Below are 21539 nucleotides of genomic sequence, written 5' to 3' on the forward strand. Positions count from 1 at the left end.
AGGTAAAAACATGGTGAAACTTGATAATTTTGTTGATATGATGACGGGACACTTTAATAACAAAGAGCAGTTTGATAAGATGCAGAAGGATGGAAAAATATATCCTTATGCAGAACACATTAATACAATCTGCAATGGGAAAATTTTGAACCTTCCTAAAGATTTTAACGGTAAATTTGTTGTTGAAGAAAGCTACTATGAGACAAATGGAAAACGCCATGCTTCACCACATCTTTTCCTGATTACAGAGGAAGAAGATGAAATTGTATTGTCTTCTTATGAAATACCTGAAGGAGAAGATAAGAGTACATTTTCATATAGTTCTATGAAAAATGTTGATTATGCTGAATTGAAAAAATCCGAAAAATTTACTCCGGCGATCTACCATGAAAAGGATGGAATCTGGGAAGGCGGCAGTGTAAGCCGGTTCTCACCAGTAATGACATTTAAGCTCTGGGAAAAGTTTTCGGATAGTTGCCTGGAAGTATCTGAAAGCATGGAAGTTAATGGAAAGAAAACTTTTGGATATGACGAACCAATTATTTATAAGCGAGTATAACGCAAGAGCGGAATATAGCGATCAATTCCGGTTTGTAGAGTAAAGAGGGACTCCCCCCAAGGAACCTTTACGCTACAACTATGGCAATACCGCACAATTCTAAGTGCCGATGCGGCGAGCGAGAAGTACAAGCTGCTAAGCAAAAAGCGCAGATAATACTTTGTGTATTATCGAGCATTTTGCAACGCAGATTGTGCTTCGCAGCCGCAGCAGCGGTGCTTAAGCTGTAAAGCGGGAATTGTGCGGTGTTGCCCTATATCTTATAGAAAAGACCCGGCATTGCAGTGCCGGGTCTTTCCGTTGTGCCAGACTCATACATAAAAACAAATTATTGACAACCCAGCGCCAAAATGCGACAATAGAGACAGAAAATTGCGCGGTGCAAATCGCAGTTTGGTCAAAAACTGCAAAACCTTGGCACACAGCGCCATGGAAAACGAGAGGAAAAAGCGGTATGGTAAATACAACGGAACACAAAACACACCGCTACAGGAGGGCTTGTATCATGGCAAAGAACGATTTTGACTGCACCACCCTGACGCCGGAGCAGCGCGACGCGCGCCTTGCACTGGACGTGGAGCGCCTGCTGCGCTTCGGGCGTAAGCATAAGCTGATCAAAGAACTGGACGAGCTGGTGGCCCGCAACACGCTGCTGGATCTGCTGCAGCTGGCCGCCCCCAGCGAGACCAAACCGCCGAAGGAGGACCCGGCGACCCCCGCCGCCCTGCTGGACGAAATGGTGGAACTGGCTGCCCGCAAGGAACTGTTTGACGGTGCTGTGCCCCAGTACCGCATCAACTTCGAGACCCGCCTGATGGGGGCTCTGATGCCCCGCGAGAGCGAAGTCTGCAAAAAGTTCCATAAGCTGTACGTGAAAAAGGGCGCCAAGGCTGCTACCGACTGGTTCTATGATTTCTGCGTGGTAACGAACTATATCCGCACTGCCCAGATCGCCAAGAACATCCAGTGGAACACCGCCACCCCCTACGGCGAGCTGGAGATCACCATCAATCTGACCAAGCCCGAGAAGGACCCCAAGACCATCGCCCTGGAGCGCCTGCAGCCCAAGAGCGGCTACCCCGCCTGCATGCTCTGCAAGGAGAATATCGGCTATGCCGGGCGTATCAACTTCCCGGCCCGCCAGACCCACCGCATCGTGCCCATTGAGCTGGCAGGGGAGCAGTTCTACCTGCAGTACAGTCCATACGCCTATTTCCACGAGCATTGCATCATGCTGCACGAGCAGCATAAGCCCATGGAGATGAACAAGCAGACCCTGGCCGAGATATTTGATTTCGTCAGCCAGTTCCCGCATTACACCTGCGGCTCCAACGCCGACCTGCCTATCGTGGGCGGCAGCATCCTGAGCCACAGCCACTTCCAGGGTGGCCGCTATGTATTCCCCATGCAGAAAGCCGACATCGCCCTGCCTATGAAGGACGTGCGCTATCCCGGCGTCAAGGCGGGCATCCTGAACTGGCCTGTCTCCGCTGTGCGCCTGGTGGGCCGCAGCAGCCAGCAGATGCAGACCGTGGCCAACAACATCCTGACCGCCTGGCGCGAGTACAGCGATGAGAGCGTGGGCATCCTGGCCCACACCGGCGATACCCCCCACAACACCGTAACGCCTATCCTGCATTACGATGAGACGGACGGCTACATCCTGGACCTGGCCCTGCGCAACAACCGCACCAGCGAGGAGTACCCCGACGGTATCTTCCATCCCCACAAGGAATATCACAACATTAAAAAGGAAAACATCGGCCTGATCGAGGTCATGGGTCTGGCCATCCTGCCCGCCCGCCTGAAAGAACAGGGCGCCCAGATCGCCGAGATCCTCAGCGGCCAGCAGCCCAACACCAGCCGCAAGGAGGGCTCTAACCTGGCCGTACACGCCGATTGGATCGATGCGCTGATCACCAAGTATGGCACGGCCCTGCGCCCCGAAGAGGCCAACGAAGTCGTGAAGAAGGAGATCGGCATCGTGTTCAGCCGCGTGCTGGAGAACGCCGGTGTCTTTAAGCAGGACGCCGCCGGACAGCAGGCTTTCGTCCGCTTTATGTACAGCGTGGGCTTTAAAGCTGCCGACTAAAAATTTTATAGATTTTTTTAGAAAAAACAGGCCTCCGGGGTTGACAACCTTGGGGGCCTGTGGTATTATAATACTCGCATCTGGCGGCAGCCACTATGGAGAGGTGTCCGAGTGGTTTATGGAACTGGTCTTGAAAACCAGCGATTCGCGCGAGCGGACCATGGGTTCGAATCCCATCCTCTCCGCCATTTTGTATAACAAGTGAATAGAATATATCACTTTGACTTGTGGAGTAATACTCAAGAGGTCGAAGAGGCGCCCCTGCTAAGGGCGTAGGGTGGGAAACCGCCGCGAGAGTTCAAATCTCTCTTACTCCGCCAACAAAAACCCGCGTATCTGCGTAAGATATGCGGGTTTTTGGTTGTCTAAAAATGCCCTTTGACCCACAATTTTACCCACAACAGAATTTAAAACTGCTTTTTTGGCATAATTTTACCCCCGGCGGGCTTGCGCTTGCCGGGGGTATTTTTATGCCTTTTTTACGTTGTCGATAAAGAATTGCTGCATCCTGTTTGCGCTGGCCCGCTTCATCTCTTCACTGGCGTGGACATAGCGCTGCAAGGTAAATGCGGCGGTAGCGTGGCCCAGGTTGGCTTGCACGGTTTTTACGTCATCGCCATTTATCAGCGCCAGCGTGGCCGATGTATGCCGCAAATCATGCACACGGGCATCCGGCAGGCCGATGCTTGCCGCAATGCGCTTAAAGTTTGCCCATAGGGTGTGCGGATTGATACACTGGCCTATAGCATCCGTAAAGCACAGGCCCCATGTGTTTTGCCAGGCAGGCCCGGCGGCTAAGTGCGCCCGCATCTGGTGCTGGCGTTCATCCTGTAAGATCTCTAACAGGAAATCAGGCACGTCCAAAATGCGGCTTTGGCCGTTCTTTGTGCCCTGCTGGATGTAGAACTTTCCGTTTTTACTTTTATCCTTTTGCAGCTGCTGGCAGATGATGGCCTTGCTGTTCTCGAAGTCGATGTGCTCCCATGCCAGACCGAGCGCCTCGCCCTCTCGCAAGCCCAGAAACAGGCAGCACATCAAAGGAGCATAGTAAGTCGAATTCTGCGCAGCGGCCACGAAAGAGACGATCTCAGCGGGGGAGAGAGGGTGTATATCCTTGACGCGGACAGACGGCAGCTTTGCATATTTGGCCGGGTTGCGCTGGATAGTCTGTGCCTTGACTGCCTGTTCAAGCGCACTGTTCAGCACGGTCAGTATATTTTTTATGGTTTTCGGCGATTTGCCGTCATTGACCAGCTGGCGTACCATCTTTTGCACCTGTTCGGTGATCAGATCGCACAGTCTGACCGCGCCCAGATGGGGCTTGAGGTGATTTTTAATGATACCGCGATAGGTCGTGACCGTATAGGGCTTTTGCGTTGGCTCAATAAACTCGGTGAACCAGGCATCCAGATACTGCGCTACCGTGCGCTTATCATCGGCAATATAGCTGTTTGTATCCAGCTGGCGCAGCTTTTCGGTCAGCTTGCGCTTGACTTCCTTTTGAGATGCGCCGTAGATACTTAGCGTTTTGCGCTTGCCGGTGCCCTCATCATAGCCCAGTGTCAGCCGGGCTTCCCATCGCCCATCTGCCCGCTGCCGGATGGAGCCTTGCCCGCTGGCCGCACGGTTGGTTTTATTGTTTGGCATAGTAATCACCACGTTTACTAAAAAATAATGTCGCCGTTTTCATCGAGTATTGACTCATTGGCTTGCTCCGTTGCGGTTGTGAAGTAATGTCCGTATTTTTTGCAAATATTAAGCTTTACCGCATCAATGAGTTCAGGCGTGAATAGAGCATTTGCCGGACATTGTAGAAGGCGCAATGCAGATGGGCGACGCGGTCATTGATGGCATTATTGACGGCATTTCGGCAGCTTGGGACGGCCTTGTCAGCTGGTTCAATGGTTTGTGGGACAGCCTGTTCGGGAATCGCTCTGTTAATGTGGATGTCAACAGTAGTGGCACAACCGGCGGCCGTGCAGGCGGCCTTGATTATGTGCCGTATAACAACTACGTTGCAAACCTGCATCGCGGCGAGATGGTGCTGACAGCCGATGAAGCGGACAGCTACAGACGCGGTAAGGGCAGCAGCAACGGCTTTACCCTGACGCAAAATATTTACGCGGCAAAGCAGACGCCGGTTGAACTGGCAGCAAGTACAGCAGCGTATTTTCAGCGGGCGAGGTGGGCGCTGTGATGCGCGAATCGTGTCAATAAACTAAATCACCCCCGGCGGCTTGTAACCACCGGGGGGCTTTTCTGTACTTATTTTACCTATTGCGTGGCGTGTCGAAATGTGGTATCCTATTATTGCCGCTTCGGCGGTAAGGCGCTGCACAACACGGCAGGCGGTTGGCCACACTTCTCGAAAGGGGGTGAGGCAATGCCAATTACATTGACTTTCCATGTCTTCGGACTTACGGTAACGATCACTGTAAAAAGCAAGAACCGCCACCCTGCACGGTGACGGTTCTCAAATGAACTCTCTCGTCAAGGACTAACCGCTTGTCGCAGCGCCTTTTCTATAATCTATTATAGCCATACTTGGTAGTGCTGTCAAGTGCTTTGCAAGGTCGCTTTTTGACCCACGGTTTTACCCACAACACAATATAAGTGCATTTTCAGCAACTTAACTGGATTGTAAATAAGTGATGCTGTAATGATGTTTTACTTGTCTGGATTTTATTAGATTAAATGTGGTTTGCATCATAATTATAGTTCAAATCTCTCTTACTCCGCCAACGTAAAAACCGCGATACAAACCGCAAAGGTTGCTGTATCGCGGTTTTTCGTTTGCGTGATAGTGCTTGATTGTGTAAAATACTGTAAGAAAATAGGCCGTAAAATGGTCGTAAGCAGGCAACAGGTCGTAAAAAGGTCGTATAAAATCCGTGTCCAATCTGGACACAAAAGCGGCGGGCCGCCTTCATGGGGTAGCCTGCCGTTTTTATTATTCTTTCTTGTGCTCTCGGCCCTCAACCACAGCCACAACGTCAATATTGGTCTCTTCGGTCATTTCTGTCAGCCTGCTGGGGCTTTTTCACTTTCTTGCGCGGCTTATTTCAGCCAATCGATCGCTGCTTCTCCGTGCTGCTGCAAAAAGGCGTTGATCTTACCAAAGGGCGCCGACCCAAAGAACCCACGGTACGCTGAAAGCGGGCTGGGGTGGGCCGATTCCAGCACCAGTACGGGGCGGCGGTCCTGCACAGCAGCAAACACCGGCGCGTACTTTTGGGCGGGCTTGCCCCACAGCACAGCGGCCAGGGGGGCATTACTCTGCTGCACGGCGTATTCCAGCGCGGCCCTGGTGAAAGTCTCCCAGCCCTGCTTGGCGTGGGCAAAGGCGCGGCCCTGCTCCACCGTCAGCACGGTGTTCAGCAACAGTACGCCCTGCTGCGCCCAGGGGGTCAGGTCGTTGTGAGCGCGCTGGGTGCCGGTCTCGCTTTCCAGTTCCTTAAAAATATTGCGCAGGCTGGGCGGTGCCTTGCAGGCATCGGGCACCGAGAAAGACAGCCCCATGGCCTGCCCCGGCTCGTGGTAGGGGTCCTGCCCCAGGATCACCGCGCGGATGCCCGCAGAGGGGCAGGCGGCAAAGGCAGCAAAGATATTCTCGGCAGCCGGGTAGACAGTGGTGTGAGCGGCGGCCTCAGTCACAAAGGCGTCCAGAGCGGCAAAGTAGGGCTTGGCGCACTCGGCTGCAAAAAACGGCGCCCAATCGCCGCCCTGCAGCCGGGCGGCCTGTTCGGTCAGAAGCATGGCGTACTCCTTATTATAATATGTGAAACTCTCGTGAAGCCAGTATACCACACCGGGGCCAGGGCTTGCAATACGCGATTAAACGCGGTATAATACTAATTCAGGGTGTTATACGCCCTGCCAAGTATTATAAAGGGGAGAACCGATCATGCGTTCCATCAAAACCAAACTGTTCAGCCTGGGCATGGCTGCTTCCATGCTGCTGGCTTTGGGCGGCTGTGCTATGTCTACGCCTGCCAATGTGGGCTCCATCGGCGGGGTCGAGATCCCGGCCGGTGTCTACCTGCTGGCCCAGTACAACTCTTACAACACCGCCTCCGGCCTGGCCGACCTGGCGACCGGCGAAACCGCCAACGATGTCAAGACCGTGCTGAAGGCCCAGTGCACCGGCACCATCAACGGCGAGGAAGTCACCACCGACGGTGCCGACTACATCAGCCAGCTGACCAGCCACGCCATCGAGTACTACGCTGCTGTTGAAAAGGAGTTCGACGAGCTGGGTGGTGTGCTGGATGATGCTGCCACCGCCGAGGCCGCCAACTCTGCCGACAGCCTGTGGAATTCCAACGGCGACCTGTACACCGCCAACGGCATTTCCAAGTCCACGGTGGAAACCTACCTGCTGAACGCCCAGAAGGCCAAGGCCATCCTGAACCTGACCTACGGCGCCGACGGCACCAGCCCCGTGACCGAGGCCGAGTACACCGACTACGTCAACAACGATTGCTACTACGTCGAGACCGTGCAGTTCCCGCTGGTGAACTACTCCAGCTACTCGCTGGCCACCGATGACCAGAAGTCCCAGATCGAGGACATCGCGGCCCAGTGCCTGGCTGAACTGAACGAACAGGCTACCGCCGAGACCGCCAGCAACAGCGCCCTGTACACCGCTGCCATGAATTACGTGCCCCAGGCCATGAGCGCCATGGGCAGCACGATCGAGTCTGCCCAGGCGGTCTACTACGCCGGTTCCAAGCTGTACACCCCGGACGATCTCTCCAGCTTTGGCGGCGACGGCTACAACAACCTGACCGACCCGCTGGATGAGATCCCCCTGGGCACCTGGACGACCATCGACCTGGGCACCACCCTGCTGGTGGCCCGCCGCATCGACCCGCTCAAGACCTATACCGTTGACCAGCTGAACAGCATGTATGATATGCTGACCAGCATGAAGAGCGACGAGATCCAGGATAAGCTCTACGCCGACGGCGCCGCACTGGAACATAACCTGGACAGCTCGGCCATCAATACTTACAGCGCATCCAAAATCAAAAAGACTGTCTCTAAGTAAAAGAACGTCTGTGCAACACACAGGGCGGGAGCATCACAGTATGCCCCCGCCCTTTTCTTCAGCTTTCCCCATTTTGTAAGGAGGTACATCATGACCCAAAACAAACACGTAAACCTGCTGCTGGAGGTGTTGGGCTGCTTTGTCGCGGCTGCCGGCATCTACAGCTTTGCCGTGGCATCGGGTGTGCCTGTTACCGGTGTTGCGGGCGTCTGCGCCATCCTGTACCGTCTGTTCGGTATCCCCATGGGCCTGTCCAACGTGCTCATCAATATCCCCATCATCCTGTTCAGCTACAAGGTGCTGGGCAAGTCGTTTTTGCTGCGCAGCATGCGCTGCATGGTGCTGTTCGCCGTGTTTACCGACTATCTGCTGCCCATGATGCCGGTCTACACCGGCGACCGCCTGCTGGCCACCCTGTGCGGCGGCGTCATCTGCGGCATCGGCGATGCGCTGATCTACATGCAGAACTCCAGCACCGGCGGTATCGACTTTATCACGATGGCCGTCAAGGTCAAGCACCCACACCTGCCCTTTGGCAACATCACCTTTGCGGCGGCGCTGGCTGTCATTGTGGCCAACGGTCTGGTGTTCCACGACGTGGACTCCATCATCTACGGCCTTATCTTCAACTTTGTCTCCTCGGCGGTCATCAATAAGATGATGTTCGGCTTCTCCTCCTCGATGCTGGCCATGATCGTGACCGACGACGGCGAGGCCGCCTGCAAGGAGATCGACCGCGTGGCGGACCGCGGTGCCACCATTTTACAGGGGCGCGGCGGCTATGGCGGCGCACCCAAGGATGTAGTGCTCTGCGCATGTTCCAACAAGCAGCTGTACGAGATCGAGCACGCCATCCAGAAGATGGACCCGGCCAGCTTTATCATCATGCTGCAATCCAACGAGGTCCATGGCGAAGGTTTCCGCCAGCTGGAACTGGGCAAGAGCGAAGAAAATACGTAATTACCCATCTGTAAGGGCGGATGCTCGCATCTGCCCGCTTTTTGTAACCTATTTATATACAGAGGAACGACCATGCCAACCAAAGAAGCAATCAAGATCCGCGGCGCGCGGGTCCATAACCTGAAAAATATCGACGTCGACATCCCCCTGGGCAAGATCGTCGGCATCGCGGGTGTGTCCGGCTCCGGCAAATCCTCACTGGCACTGGGCGTGCTGTATGCCGAGGGCTCGCGCCGCTACCTGGACGCCCTGTCCACCTACACCCGCCGCCGCATGACCCAGGCCGCCAAGGCCAGCGTGGATGAGGTGCTTTACGTCCCGGCGGCGCTGGCGCTGCACCAGCGGCCCGGCGTGCCGGGCATTCGCAGCACCTTCGGCACTGGCACCGAGCTGCTGAACAGCCTGCGGCTGATGTTCTCCCGCCTGGCGTCCCACCGCTGTCCCAACGGTCACTACCTGCCGCCCAGCCTAGCTGTGGCGGCTGAAAAGCCGCTGATTTGCCCCACCTGCGGGGCCACGGTGTGCGCACCCTCCGCCGAGGAACTGGCATTCAACAGCCAGGGGGCCTGCCGCACCTGCGATGGCACCGGCACCGTGCGCACGGTGGACCTGGCCACGCTGGTACCCGACCCGACGCTGAGCATCGACGATGGCGCAGTCGCCCCCTGGAATTCCCTGATGTGGAGCCTGATGACCGATGTCTGCCGTGCCATGGGCGTGCGCACCGATGTACCCTTCAACCAGTTGACCGACGCCGAGAAAGAAATCGTCTATCACGGCCCGGCGGAGAAAAAACATATTTTTTATAAGGCCAAAAACACCCCCGAAGCCGGTGAACTGGACTTTACCTATTATAATGCGGTCTACACGGTGGAAAACGCGCTGGCCAAGGTCAAGGACGAAAAGGGCATGAAGCGTGTGGAAAAGTTCCTCAAGCAGGAGACCTGCCCGGCTTGCCACGGTACCCGTCTGTCCGAGGCCGCCCGCGCACCCCGTCTGCAGGGTATCTCGCTGGCCGATGCCTGCACGATGCCGCTGGCCGAGCTGACCCAGTGGGTGGACCGCGTGCCCGCCAGCCTGCCCGCGGAAATGCGTCCCATGGCCGAGAGCATCTGCGAGTCCTTCCGCACCGCAGCCCGCCGCCTGATGGACCTGGGGTTGGATTACCTCTCCCTGGACCGCGCCGCGTCCACCCTCTCCACCGGTGAGCGCCAGCGCATGCAGCTGGCCCGCGCGGTCCGCAACCGCACCACCGGCGTGCTCTACGTGCTGGACGAGCCGTCCATCGGCCTGCACCCGGCCAACATCGTGGGCCTGACCGGCGTTATGCACGATCTGGTCGAGGACGGTAACTCGGTGGTACTGGTGGATCACGACACCCAGGTGCTGGCCGAGTCCGATTGGATCATCGAGATGGGCCCCGAAGCCGGTGCGGGCGGTGGTTACGTCATCGCTCAGGGCACTGTGCCCGAAATTGAGCAGGACTCCAAGTCGATAATCGGACCCTTTCTGCGCCCGGCGGCCGCCGCGCTGCCTGCCGGGGCGGGGAAGAGCGACCTCTTTGCCGAGGGCCGCATCCACCTTTCCACCGATGCCATTCACACGGTGCACCCGTTGGAGATAGACATCCCCAAGGGCAGGCTGACCGTCGTCACTGGCGTGTCCGGCTCCGGCAAGACCACGCTGATTCTGGAAAGCCTGGTGCCTGCCCTTGCGGCCAGTACCGCGGGCCGTCCACTGCCGTCCCATGTCAAGGCGGTAACAGCCGAGGGCATCGAGCAGGTCAAGCTCATCGATGCCACGCCCATAGGCATCAACGTGCGATCCACTGTGGCTACCTATGCCAACGTCCACGACGAACTGCGCAAGATTTTTTCCCACACTCAGGACGCCAAGGCCCACGGCTACAAGGCAGGCGATTTCTCCTACAACACGGGCAAACTGCGTTGCCCGGTGTGCGATGGCACCGGCGCCATCAGCCTGGATGTGCAGTTCTTGCCGGATGTGGAGATCCCTTGCCCTGCTTGCCACGGTTCCCGCTATGCCCGCGAGGCCGACGACGTGAAGCTGATCGACAAGCACGGCCGCACTACCACACTGCCCCGGCTGATGGATTGCGACGTGCATACGGCGCTGGATCTGTGCAAGGATAGGAAGCTGGTGCGCCAGCGCCTGCAAGTGCTGCAGGATCTAGGGCTGGGCTACCTGACCCTGGGCGAGGAAACGCCCAGCCTTTCCGGCGGAGAAGCCCAGCGCCTGAAGCTGGCCAGTGAGATGGAGCGCACCCAGTCCCACGCGGTGTTTGTGTTTGACGAGCCGACCATCGGCCTGCACCCGCTGGATGTGCAGACCTTGCTGGGCGTTTTCCGCACACTGATCGACAACGGCGCCACGGTCATCGTCATCGAGCACGACCTCGACGTGATCCGCAGTGCGGATTATATCGTGGATATGGGCCCGGGCGGCGGCGAAAAAGGCGGCCGTGTGGTGGCCGCAGGCACCCCGGCGCAGATCAAAGCCACACCCGAAAGTGTGACAGGACGCTTTTTGTAAAGGTAAAACCGAACCATTCGCCAGGCGTGACCCAACAGGTTGTACCTGGCTTTTGTTTTGCAACAATATACAGAGTGCCTAAAAGCGGCACCGGAAATTCAGCAAAAAAATCAAAAAAACTTGGGAAAAAGTGTTGACAAAGCAAACCGTGATTGCTATAATAATGGAGTCGTCAGCGAGAGCGCATGACACGACAAGTTAAATATTGCCCCATAGCTCAGTTGGTTAGAGCACCTGACTGTTAATCAGGGTGTCGTCCGTTCAAGTCGGACTGGGGCAGCCAACAAAAAAATCACCGAACAGTCTTCGGTGATTTTTTTATGCGGCCGTAGCTCATCTGGTAGAGCGCCACCTTGCCAAGGTGGAGGTAGCGAGTTCGAGCCTCGTCGGCCGCTCCAAATAAAGCCCCCGGTTGAAACGTAAGTTTCAGCCGGGGGCTTTTCTCGTTATACACGAAAATTCCGGCAAAGGTTACACTCCCCTTGCCGTTTATATAAATCTTACATTATATTAAAGAAAGAAGGTCATTCCCATGAGCATCATTATCGGCATCGATCACGGTTACTACGCTATCAAGACAGCGCACTGCTCGTTCCCGGCAGGACTTACAAGCTACGGAGAACACGAACCCTACACCCGGCAAGGTCTTTTGGAACTTGCCGGGTGCTTTTTTGTTTGTGGCACCGGGCGGCAGCCTATCCAGCGGGATAAGACTACGAACGACAACTATTACCTGCTGACGCTGGCGGCCATTGCAAAGGAGATTCAGCAGCGCGGCCTGCCGCCCGAATGTTCGGTGCGGATCGCGGCGGGCTTGCCCTTAATCAGCTTTGGCCGAGACAAGCCGAAGTTCCGGGATTACCTGTTTCGCACCCGGTAGCCTGTACATTATAGATTCGAGGGTGTGGAGTACAGCATCACCATCGAGGAAGTTGCCATCTTCCCCCAAGGCCTTATGACTGAAACCGGGCTATTGCAGGACGAACCGTCCATGCTCCTCATGGACTTGGGTGGCTGGACGGTGGACTTCATGCGCATCGACAACGCCATCCCGGTGGCCGACACCGCGCACAGCTTGGAACTCGGCATGATCCGCTGCGTGGACGACATTCGGGAGCAGGTGCGCCGGGAAACCGGGCTGTCCCTTACGGATGCCCAAATTGAGAACATGCTGGCGGGCCAGCCCTGCACGGTCAGCGAAGCAGTGCGCGACACTGTGAACAAGCAGGGCCGCAAATACACCGAGCATCTGCTGTCCGCCACCATGGAAGCGGGCTTCGACTTACACGCTATGGAAATTGTAAAAAACGAACGCAACAAAAATGCGGCACAATACTTTAGGCCGCAGACAACACAGCGAGATGAATTCTATAACTTCTTTTTCAAGGTCTGCCGTAAGTACAACATCGACTGGGCAACTGCCACACCGAAAGAACGAGCTTTTGCGGAAGAGGTCACCCGCGTAACCTACGAGCACCATGTGGCGGCCACAGAGGGCCGTTCGCTGGCTACGGTTCGTGCTGCGTTTGAAGCATAACAGAATTTAAACATGAATTTTTGCAGGGCATGCATGTGCTGTATGGCAGGTGTATGCCCTGTACGCTTCTATGGTGGGTGCCTGAGAAGAAAATTGAACATGCCCTTCAGTATGGATATAACATCACAAAAAGCAAATATTCCGTTAAATAAGCCGTGATACCACTATATGTAGTGGTTTTGCGGCTTGATTTTTTTGTGAATTGCATGATATAATAAGTACACAAAATAATACGGAAGGTTGAATGTGAAGGATATGACAAAAAGCGATTGCGATGGAATGGAAAAGGCACAAAACAAATATGTGAGCTTTTCTTATATAGTCGACCGGAGCTGGGTTCCTCCCGCACGTTGCACGATGCATATATTAGAGCGGAAGAATTTGGGAAGTGTACCATCGAGTGATGATGTCCTTGAGGATTTGCAGATAACCGAGCTAATTAATTATGTTTATGATTATCAGCGGAGAGGAACGATATCGGTACTGAATTCTATCCACGCGGCATCAAGATTGATTTTGGAATATATGGAATCAACTGTGAAGGCATATTCTTATGGAATTCGATGCAATGTCATAGAGCGAGTACGATTTTTCTACCCATGGGTCAGATGCTTTCAATCGGATTCGGCATTGGAAATTACCTTCTTTGCTCTCGTTGAGTACCGTAACGGCAAGAGAGTCTTTAAAATTTTGAAACTTCTCCCAGATGACTTGTCCTCCGATTCTACAATATTCGATTATATTAATCAAAGCTGGAACATTCCAATACCCACAATACATGTAGATACTAAAATATATCGATATTGTCCTGATGGTGAAGAAAAAATGATAAGTGATGATTCGAACGAAGTCGTTATTGGATATAACTCTATTTTCGGACTCTTTATTTTCACCAACTTTGGATTACATTTATTACCAGACGAGAATGCACAAATCGCAATAATCGGAATGGGCAGATTGGCTGTTTCTGATGATACAAGGAATCGCCGTGTGTTACGAATACTGAGAGAAAAAAGCATCTATGTATCAGTGGAAAACACGATATTTGACAATTATTTTTCGCGTTGTCGCAAAGCGTTCCTTGCACTTACTTATATGGAAACTTATCGTGATGTGCTCATTTCGTACAGAAACTTATGTAGAAAACGACATTTGACAACAAGTCAAGCGGCGCAAAAGGACGCATTTGAGCATTACATTATCGAGTTTTCAAAGAAAGGAAAAGTGCGATTGGATTGTGAACTTGAAGAACTCGTCAGGAAGAAAAACTCAAGCGCAATAAAAGATATTATTGCAACGGCTTTTGCAAAGACTGTGTCTGAAGTGATTTCTCTGTGAGGAATATCTATCTCATATATAAGGATGGGGATGAGTAATAAATGGATGGTACCGAACCATTGCCTAAATTGCTGTACAAATACTTAAACGTAGCAGATATTGAACATCTTATTTGGCTACATGACATTATAGTAAATCATCACATATACTTTCCTAAGTATGATAACTTGAATGACCCACTGGAAGGGGCGGCAATCGATATACATATTAGTGGCTATGCCGGGCACAGTATCTTTCTTCTGTCTGATGTGGAAGACCCTGTTGTTGCGTCTTATAAGGAAAGTTACAGAATATTATCGTTGTCAAAGAGCCCAATTAATCCACAACTATGGGCACATTATGGTGGAAACTATACGGGAATTTGCCTTTGCTTTTCTACCGAGGGAAACTTCTCAGCGGCGCAGAAGGTGAATTATTTTGAAGAAAAACCACTTCGTGATATAGATGATCGAGATGACTTCGATGATTTCAGAATAGATGAGCTTGTTTGTGAAAGCCTCTTGATGAAACAAAGCGGTTGGAGCTATGAAGAGGAGTGGCGCATTTTACAAAAAGACATCAATGAATTTTTTACGTTTGAACCCAAAGAGCTTGTAGGTGTAATCGTAGGGCATAAAATGCCAAAGGAAATACAGTCAATTATTAGAGGTTGGCTTCCCACAGATGTGAAAGGAATGAAAATTTGGCCAGGAGTTAGATCGTTTAAAATGAAATTAACCGATATAGATTATGAAAAAGATGAAATGACAGGTGATGGATCAGAAGTACCTGAAATTGCAAATTTTGAAGAATATCTTTTAAGCAAATAGCACTTCTATCATTTCTATAAAGGGTAAGTGCATAAAACAGGCGACATTATCTCCGTGTCGTCCGTTAGAGCACCTGACTGTTAATCAGGGTGTCGTCCGTTCAAGTCGGACTGGGGCAGCCAACAAAAAAATCACCGAACAATCTTCGGTGATTTTTTTATGCGGCCGTAGCTCATCTGGTAGAGCGCCACCTTGCCAAGGTGGAGGTAGCGAGTTCGAGCCTCGTCGGCCGCTCCAAAGGTAACGGGAGAGCCGGTTGAAACAAACGTTTCAACCGGCTCTCCCGCCTTTTGTTTTATAATTCGGCACGCAGCGGATGCTGTTATCAGCATCAAAAATCAATTTCAGCGATGAGGCGGCATAACCGTTTCATAACATCAGAATCTGTCATAGGATAAATCATTGCTCTCACAACATCTTTTTATCATAGCTTCGTTGAGTTCTTGCATTCGCTGCAACAGGGCGCGCTGACGCAGCAATTCCTGCAGGATGTCCATAGATCAGCACCTCTCTGTAAGAAGAATATATTCTGTATATTGTGCGGATGGTAAACTGATATTATAATACGGCGTTCGTGATTGCCAATGGCAACTTTTGGTCGATTTTATCCTGTACGGTATAAAATCTGCAAAATGTTGTGCGTACATCCATCCTCTCTATACCGTAAACCCATCCAACAATACCTGCACAGGGCTGTACCGGTCATACAGTAAATCTTCGGCAGTGGGCGGCTCACGCAGGGGCGCGTGGGGGGCCAGCGGCAGGCGCAGGGCGGCGGCAAAATGTGGGGGATGGGCTGCGTCCGCGCTGCGCCCATGCACGGGGGAACAAGTGGCCAGGCAGAGACCGCCTGTAAGCGCGGCTGCGCGGCGCAGCAAGGGCAGGGTGTCGGCGGGCATCCCGGAGGCGGAAACCGCGCGGAACACCGCCACCGCCGCCCCTGCGCCCGGCTGCAGCGTGACCGCGGCCCACCCGGCGGGCAGCACGCACCGCAGCACGCACAGCACCGCCGCCTGCCACAAATTGCGGGGCAGTGCCACGGGCAGCGGGGCAGGGGAGGGCATCACGTACAGCCAGCCCGGCCGCCGCCGCACGGCCTCGCTGGCGGCGGTACACAGGACGGCTGTCTCGGCGCTCAGGTCCAGCGCACGGTGCGTGGGCGGTGCAGCAAGGGCCTCCGCCAGCATCAGCAGCCGCAGCTGGGGCTGCACATCCGCCCCGGCTGCGGCCATGCCCGACAGGCGCAGGCGGCGAGGATCGTCGAAAACCTGCATTGTCACTCCCCCTCTCGTGGTGCCAAGTCCCTGTTAGTCTGTGCAAAACTGCCCGGCGGAGGAGTGGGAAATGGTTCCAGACAAAAAAAATCATGATTTTTTTGAAAAAATCCTGTTAAATGAATAACAGCCCCCTTGCAGATTTCGCAAGAATAGGGTACAATAGTAGCATACGGCAGAGCGGGTGACCGGGCTGCCGGGTACAACAAAAATCTTGGGAGGATTTAACAATGGCTGTTAAAGTTGCTATCAATGGTTTTGGCCGTATCGGCCGTCTGGCTTTCCGTCAGATGTTTGAGGCTGACGGCTACGAAGTTGTCGCTATCAACGATCTGACCAGCCCCGCTATGCTGGCCCACCTGCTGAAGTATGACACCGCTCAGGGCTCTTTCCTGGGCAAGATCGGTGAGCACAAGCACACCGTCGAGGCTGGCGAGGACTACATCGTCGTCGACGGCAAGAAGATCACCATCTACGCCATTAAAGATGCTAAGGATTGCCCCTGGGGCGAGCTGGGCATCGATGTCGTTCTGGAGTGCACCGGTTTCTACACCAGCAAGGACAAGGCTATGGCTCACGTCCAGGCTGGCGCTAAGAAGGTCGTTATCTCTGCCCCCGCTGGCAAGGATCTGAAGACCATCGTCTACTCCGTCAACGAGAAGACCCTGACCGCTGAGGATCAGGTCATCTCCGCTGCTTCCTGCACCACCAACTGCCTGGCTCCTATGGCCGACACCCTGAACAAGACCTTCCCCATCGTCTCCGGCATCATGACCACCGTTCATGCTTACACCGGCGACCAGATGATCCTGGACGGCCCGCAGCGTAAGGGCGACCTGCGCCGCGCTCGTGCTGGTGCTCAGAACATCGTTCCTAACTCCACCGGCGCTGCCAAGGCCATCGGCCTGGTCATCCCCGAGCTGAACGGCAAGCTGATCGGCTCTGCTCAGCGCGTTCCCGTTCCCACCGGCTCTACCACCATCCTGGTTGCCGTTGTCAAGGGCAAGGACGTCACCAAGGAAGCCATCAACGCTGCTATGAAGGCTGCTGCCTCCGAGAGCTTCGGCTACAACGAGGATCCGATCGTTTCTTCTGACGTTATCGGCATGCGTTACGGCTCTCTGTTCGACGCTACCCAGACCATGGTTGCTAAGATCGACGACGACACCTATCAGGTTCAGGTCGTTTCTTGGTACGACAACGAGAACTCCTACACCTCTCAGATGGTCCGCACCATTAAGTACTTCGCTGAGCTGTAATCTGCAAGTAGCTTAACTGCGAATTAAATAGCTGAACCCCGCCCCTTTCGGTTTGACCGGAAGGGGCGTTTTTTTGCGCGCTGTGTATGACCGGCTTTAGGAAGCAACACCCAAAGATTTTTTGCGCAAACATGCGTAACCGGTTGACAATATATGAACAAACTGTTACACTTTTTGTGAACCCTAACAAAAAGAATGGAGGAAACAAAATGCTGGAATCCCTGAAAAAGAAAACCCTGCTCGGCAATTTGTGGTGCATCATCGTGCTGGGCATCGTCACGGCCGCCCTCGGCGTGGTGTTTGGCCCCGGCATCGTCAAGATGCTGGCCGGCCCCGCCTACTTTGAGCCGCTGGACGACCACGAGGACATCCTCTCCCTGCAGGGACAATATATCACGATGGACGTCGATACCCTGATCGACTACTACGCCGAAACCGTCAGCAGCGAGAGCGGCAAGCGCGATGAAGTCTCCGCGCGTGAGTACATTATGCCCATCAACACGCCGGATGCAACCATTTACATCGGTCTGGAAGTGCCCGCGTCCAAAATCGACGACGCCGAGGCGGTCGTCGACGACACCGCGCGCATGCTGGACGACGAGGATGGCAGCTACGAGTGGGACGGCTCTTACGTGACCGTGCGCGGCACCCTGAAGCGGATGGACGATGAGACCAAGCAGTTGTGGGAGGACTACTTCATCGACGCCGGTTTCAGCTATGACGACATCGGTCTGGAGGACGGCTGCACCTTCCTGCCGCTGGTGCTGACCGATGACGAGATCGACGGCAGCGATACCTTTGTGCTGGGCTTCATGGGCATTGTGATGCTGCTGGTGCTGGCACTGCTGATTTGGTTTGTCGTCCGCTCCCTGACGGGCGGCTTCCAGAAGCAGATCCGCCGCTATATCGCTGCCACCGCTGACCCGGAAGGCACCGAGCAGGCGCTCGACCGTTTCTACGAGGACACGATGCAGGACGGCAAGGTGCGCATGAGCCGCAGCTGGCTGATGTACGTCCACAGCCGCGATTCCTGGGTGCTGGCCGGTGACGACGTGGTCTGGGCGTACCAGTACACCGTGCGCCACAAGGCCTACGGAATCCTGACCGTTGGCAAGGAGATGATGGTGCGCGTCTATGGCGCGACCGAGAAGAACGCCTGCCATGACATCTCCGTCAAGAACGAGGACGAGGCGCAGGAGATTCTGCGCCAGATGCAGAGCACCTATCCCGATGCGATGATCGGCTACGACGCTGAGATCGAGAAGCGCTACCACGCGAACCCCGTGACCTTCCATCAGGAGGTCGCCGCCGCGCGCCGTCAGCCCGCCGCTGCCCCCGCAGCCGAGCCGACCGAGCCCGCGCAGGAGCCGGAGAGCAAGCCGCTGTATTGATTTTGTAAGATAAAGAAATAAAGAAGTTTCCCAACTACGACAATTGTTGTGAAATTTCGCTACGAAAAAAGAAAGCATACAGCCACCCAAAGAACGAAAAAACAGCTATACAGCGATAATAATTGACGGGACACCTATCAGGTTCAGGTCGTTTCTTGGTACGACAACGAGAACTCCTACACCTCTCAGATGGTCCGCACCATTAAGTACTTCGCTGAGCTGTAATCGAAAGATTTTAGCTGCAAACTGCTGAATCGTAGGTAAGCACCGCGCCCCTTCCGCTGAAAACAGCGGCGGGGGCGCTTTTTGTTACCAGACGTTTCGTTTCTCATTTCTCACGCTATCTGGCAATGAGAAACGTTTGAGAAACGTAATGGGCCGCCCCTACATCCACCACGCACCCGGCCAGCCGTAGGGGCGGATTCCATATCCGCCCGCCTTTTGTGTCTTCTTTTGGCTGGTAGAATATGTTTCATATTTCATTTTGCCCCATGGAGGGGAAAAAAGAAATATGAAATATTGAGATATTAATGGTATAACGTTGATTATTTGAATTTGTTATATCTCACTTCTTGAAAAGTGAGATATAACAATAGTATAGGCTCACCCTGAGAGGAGCTTATGCTGAATATATGTTACACTATATATCTTTTATATGTTTCATTTTTTCTGCCTGAAACATGCAAAAGCTGAAAAAACGCATAGTATCGTATGAATCTCATAATTTCAATATTTCATATTTCATATTTCATTCTGCCCGGCAGTGGGAAAAATGAAATATGTAATGGGATGCCCGGGAAGTACATTGGTAGTTTTCAAGGTATTCTTAACGATACCTTGAAACTGCAAATGTACCTCCCGATGGGAAATTGAGCAACCAACGCAAGGCCGCACGGGGCGTCGGCGCTTGGCGGCGCACAACGAGCGCCGCCATCCCGCAAAGCGGGCCCGCTCGTGCGGTTCAATGCCCCACTGGGGCATTGATCGCTGCGCGACCCCGCAACACCGCCCCCTACAAACAAACTGTCAAACGCAATTGTGACTGTGTGGTTGTTCGCAGGGGCGGATGGCGATACCCTGTATACCGCAGACGAATACGAATATAAAGTAAGCACGGTGTCCTGGTGCCAGGACGGTACCTGCAAACGATAAAGAAAACCGGCATCCCCAACGCAAAGGGATGCCGGTTTTTACTATTTGATTTTTACTTTGCGCCGCGGCCGGCAAATACTACGTACACTGTCTTAAACAAGATCTTGATATCCCCCCACAGGGACCAGTTGTCGATGTATTTTACATCCAGGCGGACAACTTCCTCAAAATCCTCGATGTTGCTGCGGCCGCTGACCTGCCACAGGCCGGTGATGCCGGGCTTCATGGACAGGCGGCGCTTGTGGTGGCTCTCGTACTGCTTATATTCGTCCAGCGTCGGCGGTCGGGTACCAACCAGACTCATGTCGCCGCGCAGCACGTCAAAGAACTGCGGCAGCTCGTCGATGCTGGTCTTGCGGATGAACTTACCCACCTTGGTGATGCGGGGGTCATCCTGCATTTTAAACATCAGGCCGTTCATTTCGTTCTGGGTCATCAGGCTCTTTTTGCGTTCCTCGGCATCCATATACATGCTGCGCAGCTTGTGGATGTAGAACACACGGCCGTTCAGACCGACGCGCTTCTGCTTAAAGATCAGTGGGCCGGGGCTTTCCAGCTTCAGCGGGATAGCCGTAATGGCGATGATGGGCACGCTGATGATGCAGCCCACCAGACCGCCGACAATGTCCATCGCACGCTTCAGCACACGGTCGCGCAGCTTCAGCTCCAGGGTGCCCATCGTGACGATGTTGCCTCCGGCGCAGCGGCCCAAAATGCGGGAAAACCGCACGGCGCTGGTCTCACCGCAGCAGTGTTCCTCGATGCGGTCCAGCAGCAGCAGGCGGAAATGCACGGTCAGGCCCATGCTCTCCATCTCTTCCAGCACAGGGATGAAGGATTCGCCGCTGTCCATGGGGATGTCGACGTAGATCTCATCCAGCGCAGCCTGGCGGATCCAATCCATGAAGTTGTCGTAGTTGGCGGTCACCGGAACACCGGCCAGCGTGGAGCCGATCTCCGAAGCCGGGGCTTCCAGAATCGCCACGCCGCTGATGCGCTTGGACCAGTCCCTCTGCAACTCGTTAATTAACAGTTCGGCGCGGTCCTGGGTGGTGATAAGCCCCACCAGGCTTTCCAGGCCGGATTGGCTTTGGATCTGCAGCAACGACCGCTTGAGCAGCCCGTGGGCGATGGGCAACAAAGCAAAGTTGATAAGCGGCACCGCCAGCGTGAAGTAGCGCGAATCCAGCATCGTGGCTTTCGTCAGCAGCATGGCGGTGGAGTAGACCAGCGCCAGCAGCACATTGAACTTGATGGAAAGCTTGATTTCCTCGCCGCTGGTGCGGGTGACGATGTTTTCCGTTTGGTCAAAACAGATGAACGTCGCCACAAAGGCCAGCATCAGCAGGCAGATGGTCTGCACCCAATCGCTGGGGGTGTAGGGGACCAGCTGCTTCAACAGCCCATCCGTTACCAGCCAGGCCAGCAGGGTGCTGAGCAGCAGCACCACAAGGTCCGTTAAGAAAACGTAGATATATTGTAGTTTTTCACGCTTCGTGATCATTCGGGTGTGTGTTCCTTCCTCAAACAAAGGGGTTGGCTGGCAGTTTCCGCAAAGCCGCTGC

General features: G+C 54.1%; 16 protein-coding genes and 5 tRNA genes. 17 read left to right on the top strand and 4 right to left on the bottom strand.

Annotated features, from left to right (window positions below; all coding sequences use genetic code 11):
* Window positions 1-10: 10 nt before the first annotated feature.
* The 4 genes from OGM81_08465 to OGM81_08480 all read left to right on the top strand — a co-directional run bounded on the left by OGM81_08465 (window position 11) and on the right by OGM81_08480 (window position 2971).
* Window positions 11-559 (top strand): hypothetical protein, encoded by a 549-nt coding sequence (locus tag OGM81_08465; protein UYJ42383.1) that lies wholly within the window; start codon window positions 11-13, stop codon window positions 557-559.
* Window positions 560-1064: 505 nt separating this feature from the next.
* On the top strand, window positions 1065-2651 hold the full coding sequence (locus tag OGM81_08470) for a UDP-glucose--hexose-1-phosphate uridylyltransferase (protein UYJ42384.1): 1587 nt from the start codon (window positions 1065-1067) through the stop codon (window positions 2649-2651).
* Window positions 2652-2748: 97 nt separating this feature from the next.
* Window positions 2749-2839: transfer RNA gene (locus OGM81_08475), tRNA-Ser, on the top strand.
* Window positions 2840-2880: 41 nt separating this feature from the next.
* Window positions 2881-2971, top strand: a tRNA-Ser gene (locus tag OGM81_08480).
* A gap of 148 nt (window positions 2972-3119) precedes the next feature.
* On the opposite strand, the gene OGM81_08485 is transcribed toward OGM81_08480, so the two are convergent.
* Window positions 3120-4298, bottom strand: coding sequence for a site-specific integrase (locus tag OGM81_08485; GenBank protein UYJ42385.1), 1179 nt, complete (start codon window positions 4296-4298; stop codon window positions 3120-3122).
* Between the two features lie 151 nt (window positions 4299-4449).
* Here OGM81_08485 and OGM81_08490 point away from each other — a divergent pair, with 151 nt between their 5' ends.
* A complete protein-coding gene (locus OGM81_08490; protein UYJ42386.1) occupies window positions 4450-4848 on the top strand; it encodes a hypothetical protein in 399 nt (132 codons plus the stop codon).
* An 860-nt stretch (window positions 4849-5708) separates the two neighbouring features.
* Here the strand turns inward: OGM81_08490 and OGM81_08495 are convergent.
* Window positions 5709-6407 carry a uracil-DNA glycosylase gene (locus OGM81_08495; GenBank protein ID UYJ42387.1) on the bottom strand — a complete coding sequence of 233 codons (699 nt, stop codon included), beginning with the start codon at window positions 6405-6407 and terminating at the stop codon, window positions 5709-5711.
* Window positions 6408-6555: 148 nt separating this feature from the next.
* Between OGM81_08495 and OGM81_08500 the strand changes: the two genes are divergently transcribed.
* The 10 genes from OGM81_08500 (at window position 6556) to OGM81_08545 (ending at window position 15135) form a co-directional block, all read left to right on the top strand.
* Entirely contained in the window at window positions 6556-7701 is a 1146-nt protein-coding gene (locus tag OGM81_08500; GenBank protein UYJ42388.1) for a hypothetical protein, read from the top strand.
* A gap of 90 nt (window positions 7702-7791) precedes the next feature.
* Window positions 7792-8661: a YitT family protein gene (locus OGM81_08505; protein UYJ42389.1), complete on the top strand. Its 870-nt coding sequence runs from the start codon at window positions 7792-7794 to the stop codon at window positions 8659-8661.
* A 72-nt stretch (window positions 8662-8733) separates the two neighbouring features.
* The gene (locus OGM81_08510; protein ID UYJ42390.1) at window positions 8734-11214 is read left to right on the top strand and encodes an excinuclease ABC subunit UvrA; all 2481 of its coding nucleotides are present in this window, start codon (window positions 8734-8736) and stop codon (window positions 11212-11214) included.
* Between the two features lie 206 nt (window positions 11215-11420).
* Window positions 11421-11497 (top strand) — tRNA-Asn (locus OGM81_08515).
* Between the two features lie 39 nt (window positions 11498-11536).
* A tRNA-Gly gene (locus OGM81_08520) sits at window positions 11537-11612 on the top strand.
* 134 nt (window positions 11613-11746) lie between these two features.
* The gene (locus tag OGM81_08525) at window positions 11747-12094 is read left to right on the top strand and encodes a hypothetical protein (protein UYJ42391.1); all 348 of its coding nucleotides are present in this window, start codon (window positions 11747-11749) and stop codon (window positions 12092-12094) included.
* 24 nt (window positions 12095-12118) lie between these two features.
* Window positions 12119-12751 carry a hypothetical protein gene (locus tag OGM81_08530; GenBank protein ID UYJ42392.1) on the top strand — a complete coding sequence of 211 codons (633 nt, stop codon included), beginning with the start codon at window positions 12119-12121 and terminating at the stop codon, window positions 12749-12751.
* Between the two features lie 246 nt (window positions 12752-12997).
* Entirely contained in the window at window positions 12998-14089 is a 1092-nt protein-coding gene (locus OGM81_08535) for a hypothetical protein (GenBank protein ID UYJ42393.1), read from the top strand.
* 41 nt (window positions 14090-14130) lie between these two features.
* Entirely contained in the window at window positions 14131-14898 is a 768-nt protein-coding gene (locus OGM81_08540; GenBank protein ID UYJ42394.1) for a DUF2971 domain-containing protein, read from the top strand.
* A 161-nt stretch (window positions 14899-15059) separates the two neighbouring features.
* Window positions 15060-15135: transfer RNA gene (locus OGM81_08545), tRNA-Gly, on the top strand.
* 419 nt (window positions 15136-15554) lie between these two features.
* Here the strand turns inward: OGM81_08545 and OGM81_08550 are convergent.
* Entirely contained in the window at window positions 15555-16172 is a 618-nt protein-coding gene (locus OGM81_08550) for a hypothetical protein (protein ID UYJ42395.1), read from the bottom strand.
* A gap of 230 nt (window positions 16173-16402) precedes the next feature.
* On the opposite strand from OGM81_08550, the gene gap reads away from it, so the two are divergent.
* Window positions 16403-17431: a type I glyceraldehyde-3-phosphate dehydrogenase gene (gene gap, locus OGM81_08555; protein UYJ42396.1), complete on the top strand. Its 1029-nt coding sequence runs from the start codon at window positions 16403-16405 to the stop codon at window positions 17429-17431.
* Between the two features lie 209 nt (window positions 17432-17640).
* A complete protein-coding gene (locus OGM81_08560) occupies window positions 17641-18822 on the top strand; it encodes a hypothetical protein (protein UYJ42397.1) in 1182 nt (393 codons plus the stop codon).
* Between the two features lie 1204 nt (window positions 18823-20026).
* Here the strand turns inward: OGM81_08560 and OGM81_08565 are convergent.
* The gene (locus tag OGM81_08565) at window positions 20027-21478 is read right to left on the bottom strand and encodes a sugar transferase (protein UYJ42398.1); all 1452 of its coding nucleotides are present in this window, start codon (window positions 21476-21478) and stop codon (window positions 20027-20029) included.
* Between the last annotated feature and the right edge of the window lie 61 nt (window positions 21479-21539).

This window comes from Oscillospiraceae bacterium (genome assembly GCA_025758045.1).
In the GTDB taxonomy this organism is placed as follows: domain Bacteria; phylum Bacillota; class Clostridia; order Oscillospirales; family Ruminococcaceae; genus Gemmiger.